The sequence below is a fragment of the Streptomyces sp. V2I9 genome (assembly GCF_030817475.1).
Taxonomy (GTDB): domain Bacteria; phylum Actinomycetota; class Actinomycetes; order Streptomycetales; family Streptomycetaceae; genus Streptomyces.
Window position 1 is genome coordinate 3,432,541 of sequence record NZ_JAUSZJ010000002.1, and the last position, 18,530, is coordinate 3,451,070.

An 18,530-nucleotide genomic window follows, 5' to 3' on the forward strand; every position below is an offset into this window, starting at 1 on the left:
CTCGTCGCCGCAGGTCGTCAGTGGTACCGCTGTTCGTCGTCCGAGACGACTGTGGTGGTGGGCGGCACGACCATCCGGCGGCGCCGCGCGATACTCATGTACACGAAGACCCCGATGAGGCCGACGAGCATCATGATCCAGCCGACCAGGTCGACGTTGACCGAGTCGATCTGCCAGTCGGTGGCGAACGCCAGGATGGCGCCGGCACCGATCAGGAGAATGCATCCTCCGAGTCCCATGACTTCCGCCTCCTCGACCGCCCGGTGAGTCCGGGCCGGTGTACGGACCGCGTACCCGGCCCGGCAACAACCATGTGCGCGCGGTCGGTTGGGTGTCCTCACCCGGACGGCTGGAGGCGGTGCGACGCCGACCGGTCAGCCGGCGAGGAACGCGGCCAGCGCGTTCGCCAGCAGGTACGGGTCGTCCGCGCCGCACAGCTCACGGGCGCTGTGCATCGAGAGGATCGCCACGCCGATGTCCACGGTCTGGATACCGTGCCGGGCGGCGGTGATCGGGCCGATCGTGGTGCCGCAGGGCATCGCGTTGTTGGACACGAAGCTCTGCCACGGCACGCCCGCCTTCTCGCAGGCGGCGGCGAACACCGCGCGGCCGCTGCCGTCGGTCGCGTACCGCATGTTGACGTTGACCTTGAGGATCGGGCCGCCGTTGGCGACCGGGTGGTGCGTCGGGTCGTGCCGTTCCGCGTAGTTCGGGTGCACGGCGTGGCCGGTGTCGGAGGAGAGGCAGACCGTGCCGGCGAAAGCGCGGGCGCGGTCCTCGTACGTGCCGCCGCGCGCGAACACCGAGCGCTCCAGCACCGAGCCCAGCAGCGGGCCGTCGGCCCCGGTGTCGGACTGCGAGCCGTTCTCCTCGTGGTCGAAGGCGGCGAGCACCGGGATGTACGGGATGTCGGCGTCGTCCTGCCCGGCGACGGCGGCCAGGGCGGCGGTCGCGGCGTGCACCGAGAGCAGGTTGTCCATCCGGGGCCCGGCCAGCAACTCCCGGTCCCGGCCCAGGTAGGAGGGCGGCTCGATGGCGTGCGGCATGAGGTCCCAGCCGGTGACGTCCTCCGCGTCGACGCCCGCCTCCTCGGCGACGAACCGGATCAGGTCGCCCTCCTCGACGTCGCCGAGCCCCCAGATCGGCTGCATGTGCTTCTGCCGGTCGAGCTTGAGGCCGTCGGTGTTGGCGGACCGGTCCAGGTGCACGGCCAGCTGCGGCACCCGCAGCAGCGCCCGGTCGATGTTGACCAGCCGGTGGGTGCCGTCGCGCAGCGAGATCCGTCCGGCCAGGCCCAGGTCCCGGTCGAGCCAGGTGTTGAGCAGGGTGCCGCCGTAGACCTCCACGGCGATCTGGCGCCAGCCGTGCGCCCCGGTGTCGGGCAGCGGCTTCACCCGCAGGTTCGGGGAGTCGGTGTGCGCCCCGGCGATCCGGAACGGGGTGTGCGCCCGGGCGCCCTCCGGCACGTACCAGGCGACGATGGCCCCGCCGCGCAGCACGTACTTCCCTCCGGGCGACGCATCCCAGGCGGCGGTCTCCTCGACCTGCCGGAACCCTGCCTCCTCCAGCCGGGCGGCGGCGTTCGCCACGGCGTGGTACGGGGACGGGCTGGCCGCCAGGTAGGACATCAGGTCATCGGTGTGCGCACGGTCGAACCGGAGAGGGGAACTCATGTTCTTCACTGTAACGAGGACACGGGGTCCGGTATCCGGTGACCACGGGATCGGCGGCCCGGCGGACGCCCGGCAGGACCAGACTCCCGTCGATCAGCTCTGCGTACCCAGCCGCTACGACGGCGCCGCCACCCGAAAGGATTCGGGTGGCGGCGCCGGGGTGACGTACCGCGTGGTCGGGCGGTCCTAGAACGCGGCCTCGTCCAGCTCCATCAGGGAGTTGTCGACGGTCTCGGCGAGCGCGCGCTCGGTCGAGACGCCCGGCAGGACGTTCGCGGCGAAGAACTTCGCCGCGGCGATCTTGCCCTGGTAGAAGGCGGTGTCCTTGGCGGAGGCGGTCGGCAGCTTCTCCGCGGCGACGGCCGCGCCCTTGAGCAGCAGGTAGCCGACGACGACGTCGCCGGACGCCATCAGCAGGCGGGTGGTGTTGAGGCCCACCTTGTAGATGCTCTTGACGTCCTCGCCGGTCGCGGTGAGGTCGGTGATCATCGTGCCGACGATCGCCTCCAGGTCCACGGCGGCCTTGGCGAGCGAGTCCAGCGCCGGGGCCAGCTCCTCGTTGCCCTGGGCCTCGGCGAGGAACTTCTTGATCTCCTCGGAGAGCGTGTTGAGCGAGGCGCCCTGGTCGCGGACGATCTTGCGGAAGAAGAAGTCCTGGCCCTGGATCGCCGTGGTGCCCTCGTAGAGGGTGTCGATCTTGGCGTCCCGGATGTACTGCTCGACCGGGTACTCCTGGAGGTAGCCGGAGCCGCCGAAGGTCTGGAGCGACTGCGCGAGCTGCTCGTAGGACTTCTCGGAGCCGTAGCCCTTCACGATCGGCAGCAGCAGGTCGTTGAGGCCGTTCAGCGCCTTGGCGTCCTCGCCTGCGGCCTCCTTCTCCTGGATCGCGTCCTGGACGGCGGCCGTGTACAGCACGAGGGAGCGCATGCCCTCGGCGTACGCCTTCTGCGTCATGAGCGAGCGGCGCACGTCGGGGTGGTGCGTGATGGTGACCTTGGGCGCGGTCTTGTCCATGAAGTTCGCCAGGTCCGGACCCTGGACGCGCTCCTTGGCGTACTCCAGCGCGTTCAGGTAGCCGGTGGAGAGGGTGGCGATGGCCTTCGTGCCGACCATCATGCGGGCGAACTCGATGATGCGGAACATCTGGCGGATACCGTCGTGCTTGTCGCCGATCAGCCAGCCCTTGGCAGGGTGCTGGTCGCCGAACGTCATCTCGCAGGTGTTGGACGCCTTGAGGCCCATCTTGTGCTCGACGTTCGTGGCGTACACGCCGTTGCGCTCGCCCAGCTCGCTGGTGGTCCAGTCGAAGTGGAACTTCGGGACCATGAAGAGGGAGAGGCCCTTGGTGCCCGGTCCGGCGCCCTCGGGGCGGGCCAGCACGTAGTGGATGATGTTCTCGGACATGTCGTGCTCGCCCGAGGTGATGAAGCGCTTCACGCCCTCGATGTGCCAGGAGCCGTCCTCCTGCTGCACGGCCTTCGTCCGGCCGGCGCCGACGTCCGAGCCGGCGTCCGGCTCGGTCAGCACCATCGTCGAGCCCCACTGCTTCTCGACGGCGATCTCCGCGATCTTCTTCTGCTGCTCGTTGCCCTCCTCGAAGAGGATGCCGGCGAAGGCCGGGCCGGAGGAGTACATCCACACGGCCGGGTTCGAGCCGAGGAGCAGCTCCGCGTAACCCCAGATCAGGGAGCGGGGCGAGGTCGTGCCGCCGATCTCCTCCGGCAGGCCCAGCCGCCAGTACTCGGAGTCCATGAACGCCTGGTACGACTTCCGGAAGCTCGCCGGGACCGGGGCGGTCTTGGTCTCCGGGTCGAAGACCGGCGGGTTGCGGTCGGCGTCGGCGTAGGAGTCGGCGAGCTCGTTCTCGGCGAGGCGCGCGATCTCTTCCAGGATGCTCTTCGCGGTGTCGACGTCCATCTCACCGAACGGACCGGTGCCGTACACCTTGTCGCGCCCGAGGACCTCGAAGAGGTTGAACTCGATGTCGCGGAGATTCGACTTGTAGTGCCCCATGGGAAGGCTCCGTAATCAATAGCAGTGGCGCGCAGCGCCCTGGGGAGATGCGGGTCGGGCGACAGGCAGACAGGGATCGATCAGCTGACCTCTCCGATGATGCTACCCGTCAGTAATAAGGCGCAACCCCTCAAGCCGTAGATGTGTCCGATTACTCTTTGCGGCATGTACGGCTACGACCAGAACCCTGGTGCTCAGCAGCAGATGGGTCAGATGGGCCAGATGGGCGGCGGCTACGGGGAGCAGCCGCTGTATCCCGAACCGTCGCCGCCCTCCCTGGCCGACGCGGTACGGGCCTTCACCACCGGCTCCCTCTCCGCCGAGGACTTCCAGCAGATCTTCGCGACCTCCAAGGTCTACTGCCCGCGCGGCGACAACCCCGGCTTCCTGGCGCTGCACAACACCCAGCAGCCGGTGATCCCGATGTTCACCACGCTCAAGGAGCTGCGGCGGTACGCGGGCAAGGAGTCCAAGTACTTCGTGATCACCGGGGCCGAGGTGATCGACCTGCTGCCGACGGGGTACGGCTTCGTCCTCGACATGGAGGGCGACCACCGGATGGTCTTCGACGCCAAGGCCGTCGAGCAGATGGTCGACTTCGCGATGCGCCGGATGTACGGGTGATCGAAGCGTCCCGGTAGGCCGCCCGCCTGCCGTTCCCGTGTACGTGCGAGGGTCCGCGCCGGAAGGGGGGCGGGCCCTTTCCGCTGTGCGGGGGCGGGTGTGCCGCCCCGTGCGACCGCCCGGCCGTCAGGGGCCGGGTCGCTGTGTGCGGCGGTCCGGGAATGCGTGGCGCCTTGCGAGATGTTCATCATTCAACTAAATTGATCGCAGAACACTCGCCCGGAGGTGGCTTCCATGCCCGCAGTGACCGTCGACAACCCGCTGACCCTGCCCAAGGTGGCCGCTCCGGGTGACGCCGAGGCCCGGCCCGTACTCACCGTCACGACCGCGCCGAGTGGATTCGAGGGCGAGGGTTTCCCCGTCCGCCGCGCCTTCGCGGGGATCACCTACCGGCACCTCGACCCGTTCATCATGATGGACCAGATGGGTGAGGTGGAGTACGCGGCGGGCGAGCCGAAGGGCACGCCCTGGCACCCGCACCGCGGCTTCGAGACCGTGACGTACCTGATCGACGGGAGCTTCATCCACCAGGACTCCAACGGTGGCGGCGGCACCATCGAGAACGGCGACACCCAGTGGATGACCGCCGGGTCGGGCCTGCTGCACATCGAGGCCCCGCCGGAGTCGCTCGTCCTGTCCGGCGGGCTCTTCCACGGCCTCCAGCTCTGGGTGAACCTGCCCAAGGCCGACAAGATGATGAACCCGCGCTACCAGGACATCCGCGGCGGCGAGGTCCAGCTCCTGGCCTCGCCCGACGGCGGTGCGCTGCTGCGGGTCATCGCGGGTGAGCTGGACGGCCACCAGGGCCCCGGCATCACCCACACCCCGATCACGATGATCCACGCCACCGTCCGCCCCGGCGCGGAGGTGACCCTGCCCTGGCGCGAGGACTTCAACGGCCTCGCGTACGTCCTGGCCGGGCGCGGCTCGGTCGGCGCGGAGCGCCGCCCGATCGCGTTGGGGCAGACCGCCGTGTTCGGGGCCGGTGGTTCGCTGACCGTCCGCGCCGACGAGCGGCAGGACGGCCACACCCCGGACCTGGAGGTCGTGCTTCTCGGCGGACGCCCGATCCGGGAGCCGATGGCGCACTACGGTCCGTTCGTGATGAACAGTCAGGCCGAGCTGAAGCAGGCGTTCGAGGACTTCCAGGCCGGGCGCCTCGGCACGGTACCCGCGGTCCACGGCATGTGACGTCCGGTCACCCGTGCGGTGTGCGTCGGCGGGCCCGCCGACGCACACCGTGATCGGCTGGGAGGGTGCCCGCACTCAAGCCCCTCCTCCCCGAGAGCGCCCGCCGTGCTGCCGCCTGGTGCGGTGTCGTCCTGCTCGTCGTGGGCGTGGCCGCCGTCGTGATCTGGCTGGTCGTCGTCCTGAAGACGGCGGTCACCCCGGTCCTGCTGGCGCTGCTCGGCACCGCCCTGCTCGGGCCCGTCCACCAATGGCTGATCGCCCGCCGGCTGAACCGGTCGCTGGCCGCGGGGCTGACCTGCGCGGCCCTCGTCGCGGTGGTCGGCGGCGCCGGGTACATCGTGGTCACCACGCTCATCGACTCCGGCGACCAGATCGTCGCCTCGCTGAAGGACGCCGGGCAGTGGGTCGTCGACCATCTGGACATCGGCGGGACCACCGACGTCGATGATCTGGCCGACAGCGCGAAGCGCCTGGTGGAGAAGTTCGGGGCGAGCGCGGCGGGCGGCCTGCTCAGCGGTATCAGCCTGGTCGGTTCGCTGGTGGCGACGAGCGTGCTGGCCCTGCTGCTGACCTTCTTCTTCCTGCGCGACTCGGACCGTGCGGTGCACCTGGCCCACACGGTGGCCCCGCGCGGCACCGGGGACCTGGTCGAGGCCATGGGGCGCCGGGCGTTCGAGGCCATCCAGGGGTTCATGCGCGGCACCACGTTCATCGCCCTGATCGACGCGGTGTGCATCACGGTGGGCCTGCTGATCCTGGATGTCCCCGGTGCGCTCGGTCTGGGCTCGCTGGTGTTCGTCGGTGCGTACATCCCGTACCTCGGGGCGTTCATCTCCGGTGCGGTGGCCGTCCTGGTGGCTCTGGCCGACCGGGGGTTCGTGACCGCCCTGTGGGCCCTGGGGGTGGTGCTCGCGGTCCAGGTGCTGGAGGGGCATGTGCTGCAGCCGGTGATCCAGAGCCGTACGGTCCAGATGCACCCCGCCATGGTCATGATCGCGCTGACGGCGGGGGCGAGCGTGGCGGGGCTGCTCGGCATGCTGCTGGCGGTACCCCTGTGCGCGGCGGCCTCCGGCATCCTGGGTGAACTGCGCAAGGGAGCCCTTTCCGGCCCGTCCGGCGGCACCCCCGGCCCGTCCGGGAGTACCCCCGGCCCGTCCGGCAGCCACTCCGGCCCGTCCGTCGGGTGAGGACGGACGTGTCACGGGAGAGGTCCGGGCCACCGAGGGCGCGGAGCCCCCGAGCCCTCAGGCGGTCGCGGCGTTCGCCAACTCCCCCGGCTCGTCCGACTCGTACAGCTCGAACCAGATCGACTTCCCCTCGCCCCGCGGATCGACCCCCCACGCGTCCGCGAGCATCTCCATCAGCATGAGTCCCCGCCCACTGGACGCCATCTCGCCGGGCCGCCGTTTGTGCGGCAGTTCGTCACTGGCGTCGGCGACCTCGACGCGCAGCCGCCGTTCCCCCTGTTCGCCGGAGATCTCCGCCACCATCAGAGCGTCCCCGTCCGTGTGGACGAGCACGTTGGTGGCCATCTCGGAGACCATCAGGACCGCCGAGTCGACCTGCTCGGGATCGCTCCAGTCGTGCAGCAGCTCGCGCACGAGCTGCCGTCCGACCGAGATCCGCTCGGGCTCGGCCTGCGCGATGGTCAGGACGCTCCGGCGGGGCGGCGCCTTCCGGGCGGGGGCGCTCTCCCGCCGCAGGACCAGCACGGCGATGTCGTCCTCCCGCCGGTCCGCGAGCGGTCCCGTCGTGTAGTGCGAGGTCGGCCCGTGCACGGCCTGGACCAGCGCGTCGGCCATCTCCTCCAGGTCCTCGACGGGGTCCTCCAGGACCGGGCGCAGACGGGTCCAGCCGGTGGCCATGTCATGTCCGCCGGTCTCGATGAGGCCGTCCGTGCACAACATGATCGTTTCGCCGGGTTCCAGGACGACACGGGTGGTGGGGTAGTCGGAGTCGGACTCGATCCCGAGCGGCAGCCCGCCGGCCGTCTGCCGGATCACCGCGGTTCCGTCGGCGCTGATCACCACCGGGTCGGGGTGGCCCGCGCGGGCGATGTCCAGGGTCCCGTCCTCCGGGTCCACCTCCGCGTACAGGCAGGTCGCGAAGCGGGGCGCCATGGCCCCCGGATCGCCCTCGACGCTCTCGTGCGCGTCGGTGAGCCCGGACAGGAAGCGGGAGGCGCGGGCGAGCACGGCGTCCGGGCGGTGCCCCTCGGACGCGTACGCGCGCAACGCGATGCGGAGCTGGCCCATCAGCCCGGCGGCCCGTACGTCATGGCCCTGGACGTCGCCGATGACCAGGGCGATGCGGCCGTTGGGCAGCGGGATCATGTCGTACCAGTCGCCGCCCACCTGGAGTCCGCCGCCGGTGGGCACGTACCGCGCGGCCACCGTCATACCGGGGATCTCCGGGCCCAGGGTCGGCATCATCGAGCGCTGGAGGCCGAGGGACAGCTCGCGCTCCGTCTCCGCCACCCCTGCGCGGGCCAGGGCCTGGGCGAGCATCCGGGCGACCGTCGAGAGCACCGCGCGCTCGTCCGGCGAGAACCCCACCGGATGCCGGAACCCGGCCATCCAGGCGCCCATCGTGCGGCCGGAGGCGACCAGTGGCAGAAAGGCCCAGGACTGCCGTCCGAAGCGCCGGGCGAGCGGCCAGGTGGCCGGATAGCGGCGGCGGTACTCCTCGGGGGACGGGAGGTAGATGGCGCGGCCCGTGCGGACGACCTCGGCGGCCGGGTAGTCGGTGTCCAGCGACATGTCGGTGAAGGCTTCCTCGTCGCCCGCGTTGTGCCCGTGGTGCCCGATGATCGTCAGCCGCTCCCCGGCGGAGCCGAAGACCGCGAGGCCGTCGGGGGAGAAGCCGGGCATGGACAGCGACCCGGCGACCCGCAGCACCTCCTCGGTGGACCGGGCCTCGGCCAGCGCCCGCCCGGCGTCCAGCAGGAACGCCTCGCGGGACCGGCGCCAGTCCCCGGTGACCGGCATGCGGGCGGCGGCGGTGGAGCCGGGCTGGGGTTCGGCGATCTCCTGGAGCGTGCCGATGAGGACGTAGCCCCCGGTGTCATGGCCCGGCGGGATCACCGGCTTGGAGCGGCTGCGCACGGTACGGAGGACCTGCCCGCGCTCGTTCACGATCCGCAGCCGCGCCTCGGCGAGGGTCCCCTCGGTGACCGCGAGGTTGACCACCGCGTAGATCTCGTTCCAGTCGACCGGGTGGAAGCAGGAGCGCACCTCCGACTCCCGGTAGCTGCCGGGCTCGGGCGGCAGCCCGACCAGCCGGGCCGCCTCCGCGTCGAGCATGACCGTGCCGGCGGCGTTGTCCCAGCGCCACAGGCCCGTCGCGATCGCGGCCAGGACTTCCTCGGTGCGCATTGCCCCACTTTAGGAACGTCTGCGGGGTGGACGCCACCGAGGAGCATCCACCTGCCGCGGAGGCCCGGCGGGGCGGCAGCGGGTGGGACCCGGCTGCGGAGCGTAAGGGAAATGAAGCGCCCCGGTCCCGGACGGTAGCCTGGTGAGGCTCGATCCACCCCCAACCGCGAAGACTGGATGAACGACGATGCATCGGTACAGGTCCCACACCTGCGGCGAGCTCCGCGCCTCTGACGTCGGCACCGACGTCCGGCTGAGCGGCTGGCTGCACAATCGCCGAGACCTGGGCGGCATCCTCTTCATCGATCTGCGCGACCACTACGGTCTGGTGCAGCTCGTGGCCCGGCCCGGCACGCCCGCCAACGAGGCGCTGGCGAAGCTCACCAAGGAGACCGTCGTCCGCGTCGACGGCAAGGTCTCCGCCCGCGGTGCCGACAACGTCAACCCGGAGCTGCCGACCGGCGAGATCGAGATCGAGGTCACCGAGGTCGAGGTGCTCGGCGAGGCGGCGCCCCTGCCGTTCACGATCAACACCGAGGACGGCGTCAACGAGGAGCGGCGCCTGGAGTACCGCTTCCTCGATCTGCGCCGCGAGCGCATGCACCGCAACATCATGCTGCGCTCGGCCGTGATCGCCGCCATCCGATCCAAGATGGTGGCCCTCGGTTTCAACGAGATGGCGACCCCGATCCTCACCGCGACCTCGCCCGAGGGCGCCCGTGACTTCGTCGTCCCGTCCCGGCTGAACCCCGGCAAGTTCTACGCGCTGCCGCAGGCCCCGCAGCAGTTCAAGCAGCTGCTGATGATCTCGGGCTTCGACCGCTACTTCCAGATCGCGCCCTGCTTCCGCGACGAGGACGCCCGCGCGGACCGCTCGCCGGGCGAGTTCTACCAGCTCGACGTCGAGATGTCCTTCGTCGAGCAGGAGGACGTCTTCCAGCCGATCGAGAAGCTGATGACCGAGCTCTTCACCGAGTTCGGCAACGGCCGCGAGGTCACCTCGCCGTTCCCGCGCATCCCCTTCCGCGAGTCGATGCTGAAGTACGGCAACGACAAGCCGGACCTGCGCGCCAAGCTGGAGCTCGTCGACATCTCGGACGTCTTCGCCGACTCCGGGTTCAAGGCGTTCGCCGGCAAGCACGTCCGCGCGCTGCCCGTCCCGGACACCGCGGGCCAGTCCCGCAAGTTCTTCGACGGCCTCGGCGAGTACGCCGTCGAGCACGGCGCCAAGGGCCTGGCCTGGGTGCGTGTGGGTGAGGACGGCACGCTGGCCGGTCCGATCGCCAAGTTCCTCACCGAGGCCGACGTCAAGACGCTCACCGAGCGCCTCTCGCTGGTGCCGGGCCACGCGGTCTTCTTCGGCGCGGGCGAGTTCGACGAGGTCTCCAAGATCATGTCGGCGGTGCGGGTCGAGGCGGCCAAGCGGGCCGGCCACTTCGAGGAGGGCGTCTTCCGGTTCTGCTGGATCGTCGACTTCCCGATGTACGAGAAGGACGAGGAGACCGGCAAGATCGACTTCTCGCACAACCCCTTCTCGATGCCCCAGGGCGGCCTCGCCGACCTGGAGGAGAAGGACCCGCTCGACATCCTCGCCTGGCAGTACGACATCGTCTGCAACGGCATCGAGCTGTCCTCGGGCGCCATCCGCAACCACGAGCCCGAGCTGATGCTCAAGGCTTTCGAGATCGCCGGATACGACCGCGAGACGGTCGAGCACGAGTTCGCGGGCATGCTCCGCGCATTCCGCCTCGGCGCTCCTCCGCACGGTGGCATCGCTCCGGGCGTCGACCGCATCGTGATGCTGCTCGCCGACGAGCCGAACATCCGCGAGACGATCGCCTTCCCGCTCAACGGCAACGCCCAGGACCTGATGATGGGCGCCCCGACCGAACTGGACGAGACCCGTCTGCGCGAGCTGAACATCCAGCTCCGCAAGCCGGTCGCCGCCAAGGGCGCCTCGGAGAAGCCCGCAGCGGAGAAGACCGGATCGGAGAAGTAGCCCGCGCGGACCCGGCGGCCCCTACGGCTCCGCGCGGCCCGCGCCGCGGATGTTTCACGTGAAACAGCCCCCGATCACCCGATCGGGGGCTGTTTCGTTGCGCGGCCGTGAGCGCTCCGATGACGGCCGGGCGACGTGGTACAGCCGGATGGCCCCGGTTCGGATTCGGCCGGGACGGGCCCGGCAAAGACTGGCAGCGAGACACCTCCACCGCACCGCGTGCCGCCCCGCCGCGCCGTCCGCCGTCACCGAGGAGCCATCCGCCGTGTCCGTCCCGCGCCGCCCGCCAGCCCTGCTCGCCGCACCGCTCCTCGTTCTGGCCCTGCTGCTCACCGGCTGCTCCTCGGGCCCCACCCCCGCCAAGGCCCCCGTGGGCGCGCCGGGACAGGGGGCGGCGGGCCCGGAGTCCGACGCCTCGTCCGTACGCAGGGCCCCGTCCGGCCCGGAGACCGTTCCGGCCCCCGCGCCGACCCCCGCCACGATCCCCGGCCTGGGACCGCAGACCCTGGCCGAGATCCCCGCCGAGGCCCGGCAGGCGTTCGTCGTGACCGGCGAGGAGGCCGACGCCAACCAGTCCAGCGCGGTCCTCTACAGCCGCGAAGGCCCGGGGAAGGGCTGGGAGCCCGTCGCCGGGCCCTGGGACGCGCACAACGGCATGGAGGGCTGGACCGACCACCACGTGGCGGGCGACCTGCGGTCCCCCACGGGCGTGTACACCCTCACCGACGCGGGCGGGCGCCTCCCCGACCCGGGCGCTCTGCTCCCGTACGACGAGCACCCCCGGTTCGCAGTGGACGGAGAGGGCTTCTTCGGCGAGCCGCTGGAGGGTTCCTTCGACTACGTCGTCGCCATCAACTACAACCGCACGGAGGGCGTCAGCCCGCTCGACCGCACCCGCCCCCTCGGCCTCGGACGCGGCGGCGGCATCTGGATCCACGTCGACCACGGCGGCCCCACCCAGGGCTGTGTCTCCATCCCGGAGAACCGGATGCGGGAGCTCCTGCGCACCCTGGACCCGGCCCTGCACCCGGTGATCGTGATGGGTGACGCGGAGACGCTGGGGCGGTGAGGCCGGTGGCCGGACGCGAGGAGCCCGGAACCACGACGGTGGTCCCGGGCTCCTGCGCGTACGGCGGCGGTTACGCCGGCTTCTCCTCCAGGCGGGGGAACAGCACCGCGCCCTTCGTCACCGTCGAGCCCGCCGGCAGGGCGCCCCACGTGCCCGCGTCCTGGACCCTCTGGTCGGCCAGGGCACCCAGGGGCTCCTCGGCGCCCAGGGACTCCCAGAGCCTCTGCGAGGTCTCCGGCATGACCGGGTTGAGCAGGACCGCGACCCCGCGCAGCGACTCGGCGGCCGTGTAGAGGATGGCCGCCAGGCGGGCCTGGCCCTCCGGCGTGGTGTCCTTGGCCACCTTCCACGGCTCCTGCTCCGTGATGTAGCCGTTGACCTGCTTCACGAACTCGAAGACCGCCAGGATGCCCGCCTGGAAGTCCAGCTCATCGCCGATCTTCCGGTCGGCGGTGGCGACCGCCTTCGCCAGTCCCTCCCGCACGGCCAGTTCGGCGTCACCGGCTGCCGTGTCCGCCGGCAGCGCGCCGCCGAAGTACTTGCCGACCATCGCGGCCACGCGCGAGGCGAGGTTGCCGTAGTCGTTGGCCAGCTCGGAGGTGTAGCGGGCGGAGAAGTCCTCCCAGGAGAACGACCCGTCGCTGCCGTACGCGATGGCCCGCAGGAAGTACCAGCGGTACGCGTCCACCCCGAAGTGCGCGGTCAGGTCCTGCGGCTTGATGCCGGTCAGGTTCGACTTCGACATCTTCTCGCCGCCGACCATCAGCCAGCCGTTGGCGACGACCTTGCCGGGGAGCGGGAGGCCCTGCGCCATCAGCATGGCGGGCCAGATCACCGAGTGGAAGCGGAGGATGTCCTTGCCGATCAGGTGCACGTTCGCCGGGAACGTCCCGTCGAACTTCTCCTGGTCGGCGCCGTAGCCGACGGCCGTGGCGTAGTTGAGGAGCGCGTCGACCCACACGTAGATCACGTGCTGGTCGTCCCACGGGACAGGGACCCCCCAGTCGAAGGTGGAGCGCGAGATCGACAGGTCCTGGAGGCCCTGCTCGACGAAGTTCACGACCTCGTTGCGCGCCGACTCCGGCTGGATGAAGTCCGGGTTCGCCGCGTAGAACTCCAGCAGCTTCGGGCCGTACGCGCTGAGCTTGAAGAAGTAGTTCTCCTCCTTGAGGAGCTCCACCGGCTTCTTGTGGATCGGGCACAGCTTCTGCCCGGCGAAGTCGCCCTCGCCGTCGATCAGGTCGCCGGGGAGCTTGTACTCCTCGCAGCCCACGCAGTACGGGCCTTCGTACCCGCCCTTGTAGATCTCGCCCTTGTCGTACAGGTCCTGCACGAACTCCTGCACCCGGTCGGTGTGCCGCTTCTCCGTCGTCCGGATGAAGTCGTCGTTGGCGATGTTCAGGTGCTCCCAGAGAGGCTTCCACGCCTCATCGACGAGCTTGTCCGCCCATGCCTGCGGGGTGACGTCGTTGGCCTCGGCCGTGCGCATGATCTTCTGACCGTGCTCGTCCGTGCCGGTGAGGTACCACACCTTCTCACCACGCTGGCGGTGCCAGCGCGTGAGCACGTCGCCTGCGACGGTCGTGTAGGCGTGGCCCAGGTGAGGAGCGTCGTTGACGTAGTAGATGGGGGTCGAGACGTAGAACGCCTTCGCCCCCTGCTTCTCGGATCCAGTGGCCGCCATGCCGGAAATCCTACGGCCCCGAGGAGGGGCGTCCTCACATCGGCGGGCGGGGCCCACGCGGCGGGGCCCCACCACGGACGGGGAGGCGCCCCCGCCCGTGGTGGAGAGCTCTGCGAAACATCCGTCGCCGTCATGGGTTCCCGTAGGAAAGTCCCACCCCGGGAGGGGGCGCACAAGCATGCACGAGGCAGGGGCGTCACCCTGCGGGTCCTGGTCGCCCGAGGATCTCGTCCGCACCCGGCAGACCCGGCCGGACACCCGCCGGCGCAGCGAACCACTCGTCGAGGGGGCTGCTCGTGTCGGCCCGCGGCGGAACGGTCACGGCGAAGCCGGGCCCTGGGGCGGCGATCCCGCCGTGACCGTACGACTGCCGGTCGGTCAGCCCTCGGCGCCGGCTTCGCGCGCGGCGGTCCAGGCGGGCAGGCCGGCCAGGATCTCCCGGTAGAGCTCGGCGTCCGCGATCTCGCGGGGTGCGGGTCCGGCGTGGAAGTAGCCGGTGTTCGGTGCGTCGAGCTTCCGCAGGAAGTCGAAGCCCTTCGCCTCCGGGTCGCCGAAGGCGACGAACTGGAAGAACAGCGGCAGCCGCTCCGCGTCCGCGAGGGCCTGCCGGGCGGCCTGCTTGGCGTCCGGCGGGCCGTCCGTCTGGAAGATCACGAGGGCCGGGCCGGTGGCGCCGGACTTCTCGTAGTGGGCGACGACCTCCGCGACGGCGTGCTCGTAGTGCGTCCGGCCCAGGCGGCCGAGGCCCGCGTTCAGTTCATCGACGCGCCCCTCGTGGCCGGAGAGTTCGAGCGTCCCGGTGCCGTCGAGTTCGGTGGAGAAGAAGACGACCGGCACGGTGGCGTCCGCGTCCAGGTGCGCGGCGAGCGCGAGCACCCGGTCGCCCAGGTGCTGGGCGCTGCCGTCCTTGTAGAACGGGCGCATCGAGCCGGAGCGATCCAGCACGAGGTAGACGCGGGCGCGGAGCCCGGTCAGCTCGTGCGCCTTGAGCGCTGCCTGCGCGGCCTTGTACGGGCCGGCGAGCTGCGGAGCGCGCGACGTGACCTTCGCGAGCGTGGTGGCGGGCTTGCCGGAGGCGGGCGCGGGCGTCGGGGCGGGTGCCGCTTCGGCCGTAGAGGGCTCGGGGGCGGCCTCGGCCGTGGCTTCGACGGGCTCGGGGGCGGATTCCGCATCGGCTTCGGCGGGCTCGGCCTCGGTGGCCTTCGGAGCGGCCGGGGCCTCTGCGGCTGCCGGTTCGGGGGCGGTCTTCGTCTCCGGGGCCTTCGCGGGCGCCTCTTCCTCCGCCGGAGCGGCCTCGGCTTCTGCCGGAAGGGCCTTCGCCTCCGCTGCGAGCTCCGGAACGGCCTCCGCCTCCGCTGCGAGCTTCGGAGTGGGCTCCGGCTCGGGTGCGGCTTCCGGGGCGTCGTCGAGGTCGAGGTCGATCGTGATCGGCGCCGGTACCGCCGTCTCGGGCTCCTCGGCCTCGGCAGGTGCCTCGGCGGCGGCCACCGGCACCTCGGGCTCGGCGGCGGCCACCCGAGCCTCGGGCTTCTCCGCCTTCGGGGTGTCGTCCGGGGCCGATCCCTGTGCGGGGACGATCGGCGACGCCGGTGCGGCGGCCGGCTTGTCGAACGCCTCTGCCACCAGGTCGGCGGCGGGCGAGCTGTCACGCTCCGTGGTGCCGTCGGGGGAGGAGGCCGTCGGTGCGGCCTCCGTGGACGAGGGCGAGGCCGGGGCCGGGATCGACGCCTTCGGCTCCGCCGCGGGCTCGGCCGCCGAAGTGGTCTCCGGCTCCGACTCCTTGGGCTGAGTGCGCTCGGCCTGGGGCGGGACGGTGGCCGTGGTCGGCTCGTCCTGCTCCGTGCGGCCGAACACCTTACGCAGCAAGCTCCGAATGCCCATGGGCGAGGCCTTTCGCATGAGTTGGGTGCGGTGAATGTCCGACCTGGGTGAATTCATCCCTGGCCAGGACGGATACGTAAGGTTAGCGGCCGGATCAGGCCGTACGCCGGTGCGGCCCACCCCTGCGTCAACCGAGCCGCAACCGTTCCCGTACCGAGTCCGCGGGGCTTCCCCTCGGAGTGGTCAAGGAAACAGCGGTGGCCCGGACTTCACCCTCCGTTCACCAGGAGTCCCACGGACCGCGTGAAGGCGCACATACCGTCTCGCACGACACCAGACGGAGGGAATCCACGTGCGCAACCTGCTGCCGTTCATCAGCTCGCATCCCGGTGGGCGTTCCGCGCTGACCTGCCGCTTCCGCTGCGGGGACGCCTGTTTCAAGGAGACGCCCAACACCAGCGACAACGAGTACGCCGGCGACATCATCGCCGGTGCCGTGTCGCGCCGCTCCATGATGCGCGCCGCCGCCGTGGTCACCGTCGCCACCGCCGCAGGGACCGCCGCGTTGTCCGGCCCGAGCGCCCCGCAGGCCCACGCCCTCGCGGCGGCCGGGCACGGGAACAAGCCGGGCCGTCCCCACGGACCGTCCTCGTCCGGGGCCCGCGGCCTGCGATTCTCGCCGGTCGCGCCCAACAAGGACGACAAGGTCACCATCCCCGACGGGTACGCCCAGAACGTGGTGATCCGCTGGGGCGAGCCGATCCTGCGCGGCGCGCCCGCCTTCGACCCGGACAAGCAGACCGCGAAGGCGCAGGCGGGCCAGTTCGGCTACAACAACGACTTCCTCTCCCTGCTCCCGCTGCGCGGCGAGCACGGCCGACAGGTCATGGTCGCCAACCATGAGTACACGGACGAGATACTCATGTTCCGTGGGTACGATCCGGCCAACCCGACCCGCGAGCAGGTGGAGATCGCCTGGGCCGCGCACGGACTCTCCGTGGTCGTCGTCCAGGAGGAGCACCGCACCGGCAAGCTGGGCCCGGTCAACCGGCACCCGCTGAACCGCCGCCTCACCGCGACGAGCGAGTTCCGGATGACGGGCCCCGCCGCAGGCGGAAGCCTGCTCCGCACGTCCGCCGACCCCACCGGTCGCAAGGTGTACGGAACCCTCAACAACTGCGCGGGCGGCACCACTCCGTGGGGCACCACGCTGCACGGTGAGGAGAACTTCAACCAGTACTTCGCCAACGGCTCCACCGCCATGCACAAGCGGTACGGGATCGGCGCGGGCGCAACGGAGCGCAAGTGGGAGCGTTTCGACCGGCGCTTCGACCTGGCGCAGGAACCGAACGAGGCCAACCGCTTCGGCTGGGTCGTCGAGCTCGACCCCTACGACCCGGACTCCACCCCGCGCAAGCGGACCGCGCTGGGCCGGTTCAAGCACGAGGCGGCGCAGCCCCGGCTCACCTCGGACGGCCGCCCCGTCGTCTACATGGGCGACGACGAGAAGTTCGACTACCTCTACAAGTTCGTCTCCAGCAAGCAGATGAAGAAGGGGAACTCGCGGGCCGCCCGTGAGCACAACCTGACGCTGCTGGACGAAGGCACGCTGTACGTCGCCAAGTTGACGGGCGACTCGCCTGTCACTGAGATCGACGGCACCGGAAAGCTGCCCAACGACGGGGAGTTCGACGGCAGCGGTGTGTGGATCCCGCTGGCCACCGGCACCACGTCGCACGTGCCCGGCATGACCGCCGAGGAGGTGTACGTCTACACGCGGGTCGCCGGTGACAAGGTCGGCGCGACCAAGATGGACCGCCCCGAGGACGTCGAGCCCTCGCCGCGCACCGGCCGGGTGTACGTGGCGCTCACCAACAACACGGACCGCGGCAAGGCGGGCAAGGCGGGTGCGGACGAGGCCAACCCGCGCAACAACAACAAGCACGGGCAGGTCCTGGAGCTGGCGGAGAACTGGGACGACCCGGCGAGCGACGGCTTCGCCTGGCGACTCTTCCTCGTGGCGGGCGACCCGGACGACCCGTCGACGTACTTCGCGGGCTTCCCCAAGGAGAACGTCAGCCCCATCTCCTGCCCGGACAACGTGGCGTTCGACGATCACGGCAACCTGTGGATCTCCACGGACGGCAACAAGCTCGACTCGCACGACGGACTGTTCGGCGTGGCGACCCACGGTGAGCGGCGCGGGGAGCTGAAGCAGTTCCTCACCGTCCCGGCCGGGGCCGAGACCTGCGGCCCGGTCATCCAGGACCGCCGCGTCCTGGTCGCCGTCCAGCATCCGGGAGAGACGGACGGGGCGTCCGTGGAGAACCCGGCGAGCGTCTGGCCCGACGGACCGGGCAAGATCGTCCGCCCCGCCGTCGTCGCCGTCTGGCGCAAGGACGGACGCGACATCGGCGTGTGAGAACCGGCGGGCGGGAGGATGATCGCCTCCCGCCCGCCGCCCTCCGCGCATTACAGTCGGATCCATGGTTTCCGGTGACGTGCCCCAGGCGGAGGGAAGCGTCCGGATCGACGTGTGGATCTGGTCGGTCCGGCTGACGAAGACCCGCGCCCAGGCGGCCGCCGCCTGCCGGGCGGGGCATGTGAAGGTCGGCGGCGAGCGTGCCAAGCCCGCGCAGGCCGTACGCGTCGGTGACGAGGTGCGGCTCCGGCACGCGGGCCGGGACCGGGTGGTCGTCGTCTCGAAGATCGTGAAGAAGCGGGTCGGACCACCGGTGGCCGTGGAGTGCTTCGTCGACAACAGCCCGCCCCCGCCGCCCCGCGAGATCGCGATCCAGGTACCCGTACGGGACCGGGGAGCGGGCCGGCCGACCAAGCGCGACCGCCGGGAGATGGAACGCCTTCAGGGGCGCTCGTCGGCGGACTGATCCGCCGACGCCGGAGTCGAGCCGGGCAGGGCCCAGCCGGGTCGGGCAGGGGCAGCCACCGTCCGAGCCGGTCAGCGGGACATCGGCCGGCGGAGACCCCGTCCGGGTGTTTCACGTGAAACACCCGGACAGCGTCTCCGCCGGGCTTCCTCACCCGGTCGGGTCCGGGAGCCCTCGACCTCGTCCGCCGGGCG

General features: G+C 71.0%; 13 protein-coding genes. 7 read left to right on the forward strand and 6 right to left on the reverse strand.

Annotated elements, in window-relative coordinates:
* Positions 1-17: 17 nt before the first annotated feature.
* The 3 genes from QFZ71_RS15075 to QFZ71_RS15085 form a co-directional block, all read right to left on the reverse strand.
* The gene (locus tag QFZ71_RS15075) at positions 18-239 is read right to left on the reverse strand and encodes a DUF6458 family protein (RefSeq protein WP_307668738.1); all 222 of its coding nucleotides are present in this window, start codon (positions 237-239) and stop codon (positions 18-20) included.
* A gap of 135 nt (positions 240-374) precedes the next feature.
* Positions 375-1,673: a M18 family aminopeptidase gene (locus tag QFZ71_RS15080; protein ID WP_307668739.1), complete on the reverse strand. Its 1,299-nt coding sequence runs from the start codon at positions 1,671-1,673 to the stop codon at positions 375-377.
* A gap of 186 nt (positions 1,674-1,859) precedes the next feature.
* Positions 1,860-3,686 carry an acyl-CoA dehydrogenase gene (locus QFZ71_RS15085; RefSeq protein WP_307668740.1) on the reverse strand — a complete coding sequence of 609 codons (1,827 nt, stop codon included), beginning with the start codon at positions 3,684-3,686 and terminating at the stop codon, positions 1,860-1,862.
* Between the two features lie 165 nt (positions 3,687-3,851).
* Between QFZ71_RS15085 and QFZ71_RS15090 the strand changes: the two genes are divergently transcribed.
* The 3 genes from QFZ71_RS15090 to QFZ71_RS15100 all read left to right on the forward strand — a co-directional run bounded on the left by QFZ71_RS15090 (position 3,852) and on the right by QFZ71_RS15100 (position 6,688).
* Positions 3,852-4,310, forward strand: a complete 459-nt coding sequence (locus tag QFZ71_RS15090) for an SseB family protein (protein ID WP_073822341.1) — start codon at positions 3,852-3,854, stop codon at positions 4,308-4,310.
* 234 nt (positions 4,311-4,544) lie between these two features.
* A complete protein-coding gene (locus QFZ71_RS15095; RefSeq protein ID WP_307668741.1) occupies positions 4,545-5,501 on the forward strand; it encodes a pirin family protein in 957 nt (318 codons plus the stop codon).
* Positions 5,502-5,566: 65 nt separating this feature from the next.
* Positions 5,567-6,688, forward strand: coding sequence for an AI-2E family transporter (locus tag QFZ71_RS15100; protein WP_307668742.1), 1,122 nt, complete (start codon positions 5,567-5,569; stop codon positions 6,686-6,688).
* A 57-nt stretch (positions 6,689-6,745) separates the two neighbouring features.
* Here the strand turns inward: QFZ71_RS15100 and QFZ71_RS15105 are convergent, their stop codons facing one another.
* Positions 6,746-8,875, reverse strand: a complete 2,130-nt coding sequence (locus tag QFZ71_RS15105) for a SpoIIE family protein phosphatase (protein ID WP_307668743.1) — start codon at positions 8,873-8,875, stop codon at positions 6,746-6,748.
* A 187-nt stretch (positions 8,876-9,062) separates the two neighbouring features.
* Here QFZ71_RS15105 and aspS point away from each other — a divergent pair, with 187 nt between their 5' ends.
* Positions 9,063-10,874, forward strand: coding sequence for an aspartate--tRNA ligase (gene aspS, locus QFZ71_RS15110; RefSeq protein ID WP_307668744.1), 1,812 nt, complete (start codon positions 9,063-9,065; stop codon positions 10,872-10,874).
* A gap of 265 nt (positions 10,875-11,139) precedes the next feature.
* The gene (locus QFZ71_RS15115) at positions 11,140-11,943 is read left to right on the forward strand and encodes a L,D-transpeptidase family protein (RefSeq protein ID WP_307668745.1); all 804 of its coding nucleotides are present in this window, start codon (positions 11,140-11,142) and stop codon (positions 11,941-11,943) included.
* A 70-nt stretch (positions 11,944-12,013) separates the two neighbouring features.
* Here the strand turns inward: QFZ71_RS15115 and metG are convergent, their stop codons facing one another.
* Together metG and QFZ71_RS15130 are read right to left on the reverse strand one after the other, a co-directional pair.
* A complete protein-coding gene (gene metG, locus QFZ71_RS15120; RefSeq protein WP_307668746.1) occupies positions 12,014-13,627 on the reverse strand; it encodes a methionine--tRNA ligase in 1,614 nt (537 codons plus the stop codon).
* A 378-nt stretch (positions 13,628-14,005) separates the two neighbouring features.
* Positions 14,006-15,508 (reverse strand): VWA domain-containing protein, encoded by a 1,503-nt coding sequence (locus QFZ71_RS15130; RefSeq protein ID WP_307668747.1) that lies wholly within the window; start codon positions 15,506-15,508, stop codon positions 14,006-14,008.
* A 292-nt stretch (positions 15,509-15,800) separates the two neighbouring features.
* Between QFZ71_RS15130 and QFZ71_RS15135 the strand changes: the two genes are divergently transcribed.
* Entirely contained in the window at positions 15,801-17,870 is a 2,070-nt protein-coding gene (locus tag QFZ71_RS15135; RefSeq protein ID WP_307668748.1) for a PhoX family phosphatase, read from the forward strand.
* Positions 17,871-17,934: 64 nt separating this feature from the next.
* Positions 17,935-18,336, forward strand: coding sequence for an RNA-binding S4 domain-containing protein (locus QFZ71_RS15140; protein WP_307668749.1), 402 nt, complete (start codon positions 17,935-17,937; stop codon positions 18,334-18,336).
* Positions 18,337-18,530 lie beyond the last annotated feature (194 nt).

What these genes read in the sequence shown, in the direction of transcription:
- QFZ71_RS15075 (WP_307668738.1), bottom strand. Translation starts at nt 239, where the DNA reads ATGGGACTCGGAGGATGCATTCTCCTGATCGGTGCCGGCGCCATCCTG.
- QFZ71_RS15080 (WP_307668739.1), bottom strand. Translation starts at nt 1,673, where the DNA reads ATGAGTTCCCCTCTCCGGTTCGACCGTGCGCACACCGATGACCTGATG.
- QFZ71_RS15085 (WP_307668740.1), bottom strand. Translation starts at nt 3,686, where the DNA reads ATGGGGCACTACAAGTCGAATCTCCGCGACATCGAGTTCAACCTCTTC.
- QFZ71_RS15090 (WP_073822341.1), top strand. Translation starts at nt 3,852, where the DNA reads ATGTACGGCTACGACCAGAACCCTGGTGCTCAGCAGCAGATGGGTCAG.
- QFZ71_RS15095 (WP_307668741.1), top strand. Translation starts at nt 4,545, where the DNA reads ATGCCCGCAGTGACCGTCGACAACCCGCTGACCCTGCCCAAGGTGGCC.
- QFZ71_RS15105 (WP_307668743.1), bottom strand. Translation starts at nt 8,875, where the DNA reads ATGCGCACCGAGGAAGTCCTGGCCGCGATCGCGACGGGCCTGTGGCGC.
- aspS (WP_307668744.1), top strand. Translation starts at nt 9,063, where the DNA reads ATGCATCGGTACAGGTCCCACACCTGCGGCGAGCTCCGCGCCTCTGAC.
- metG (WP_307668746.1), bottom strand. Translation starts at nt 13,627, where the DNA reads ATGGCGGCCACTGGATCCGAGAAGCAGGGGGCGAAGGCGTTCTACGTC.
- QFZ71_RS15130 (WP_307668747.1), bottom strand. Translation starts at nt 15,508, where the DNA reads ATGGGCATTCGGAGCTTGCTGCGTAAGGTGTTCGGCCGCACGGAGCAG.
- QFZ71_RS15140 (WP_307668749.1), top strand. Translation starts at nt 17,935, where the DNA reads ATGGTTTCCGGTGACGTGCCCCAGGCGGAGGGAAGCGTCCGGATCGAC.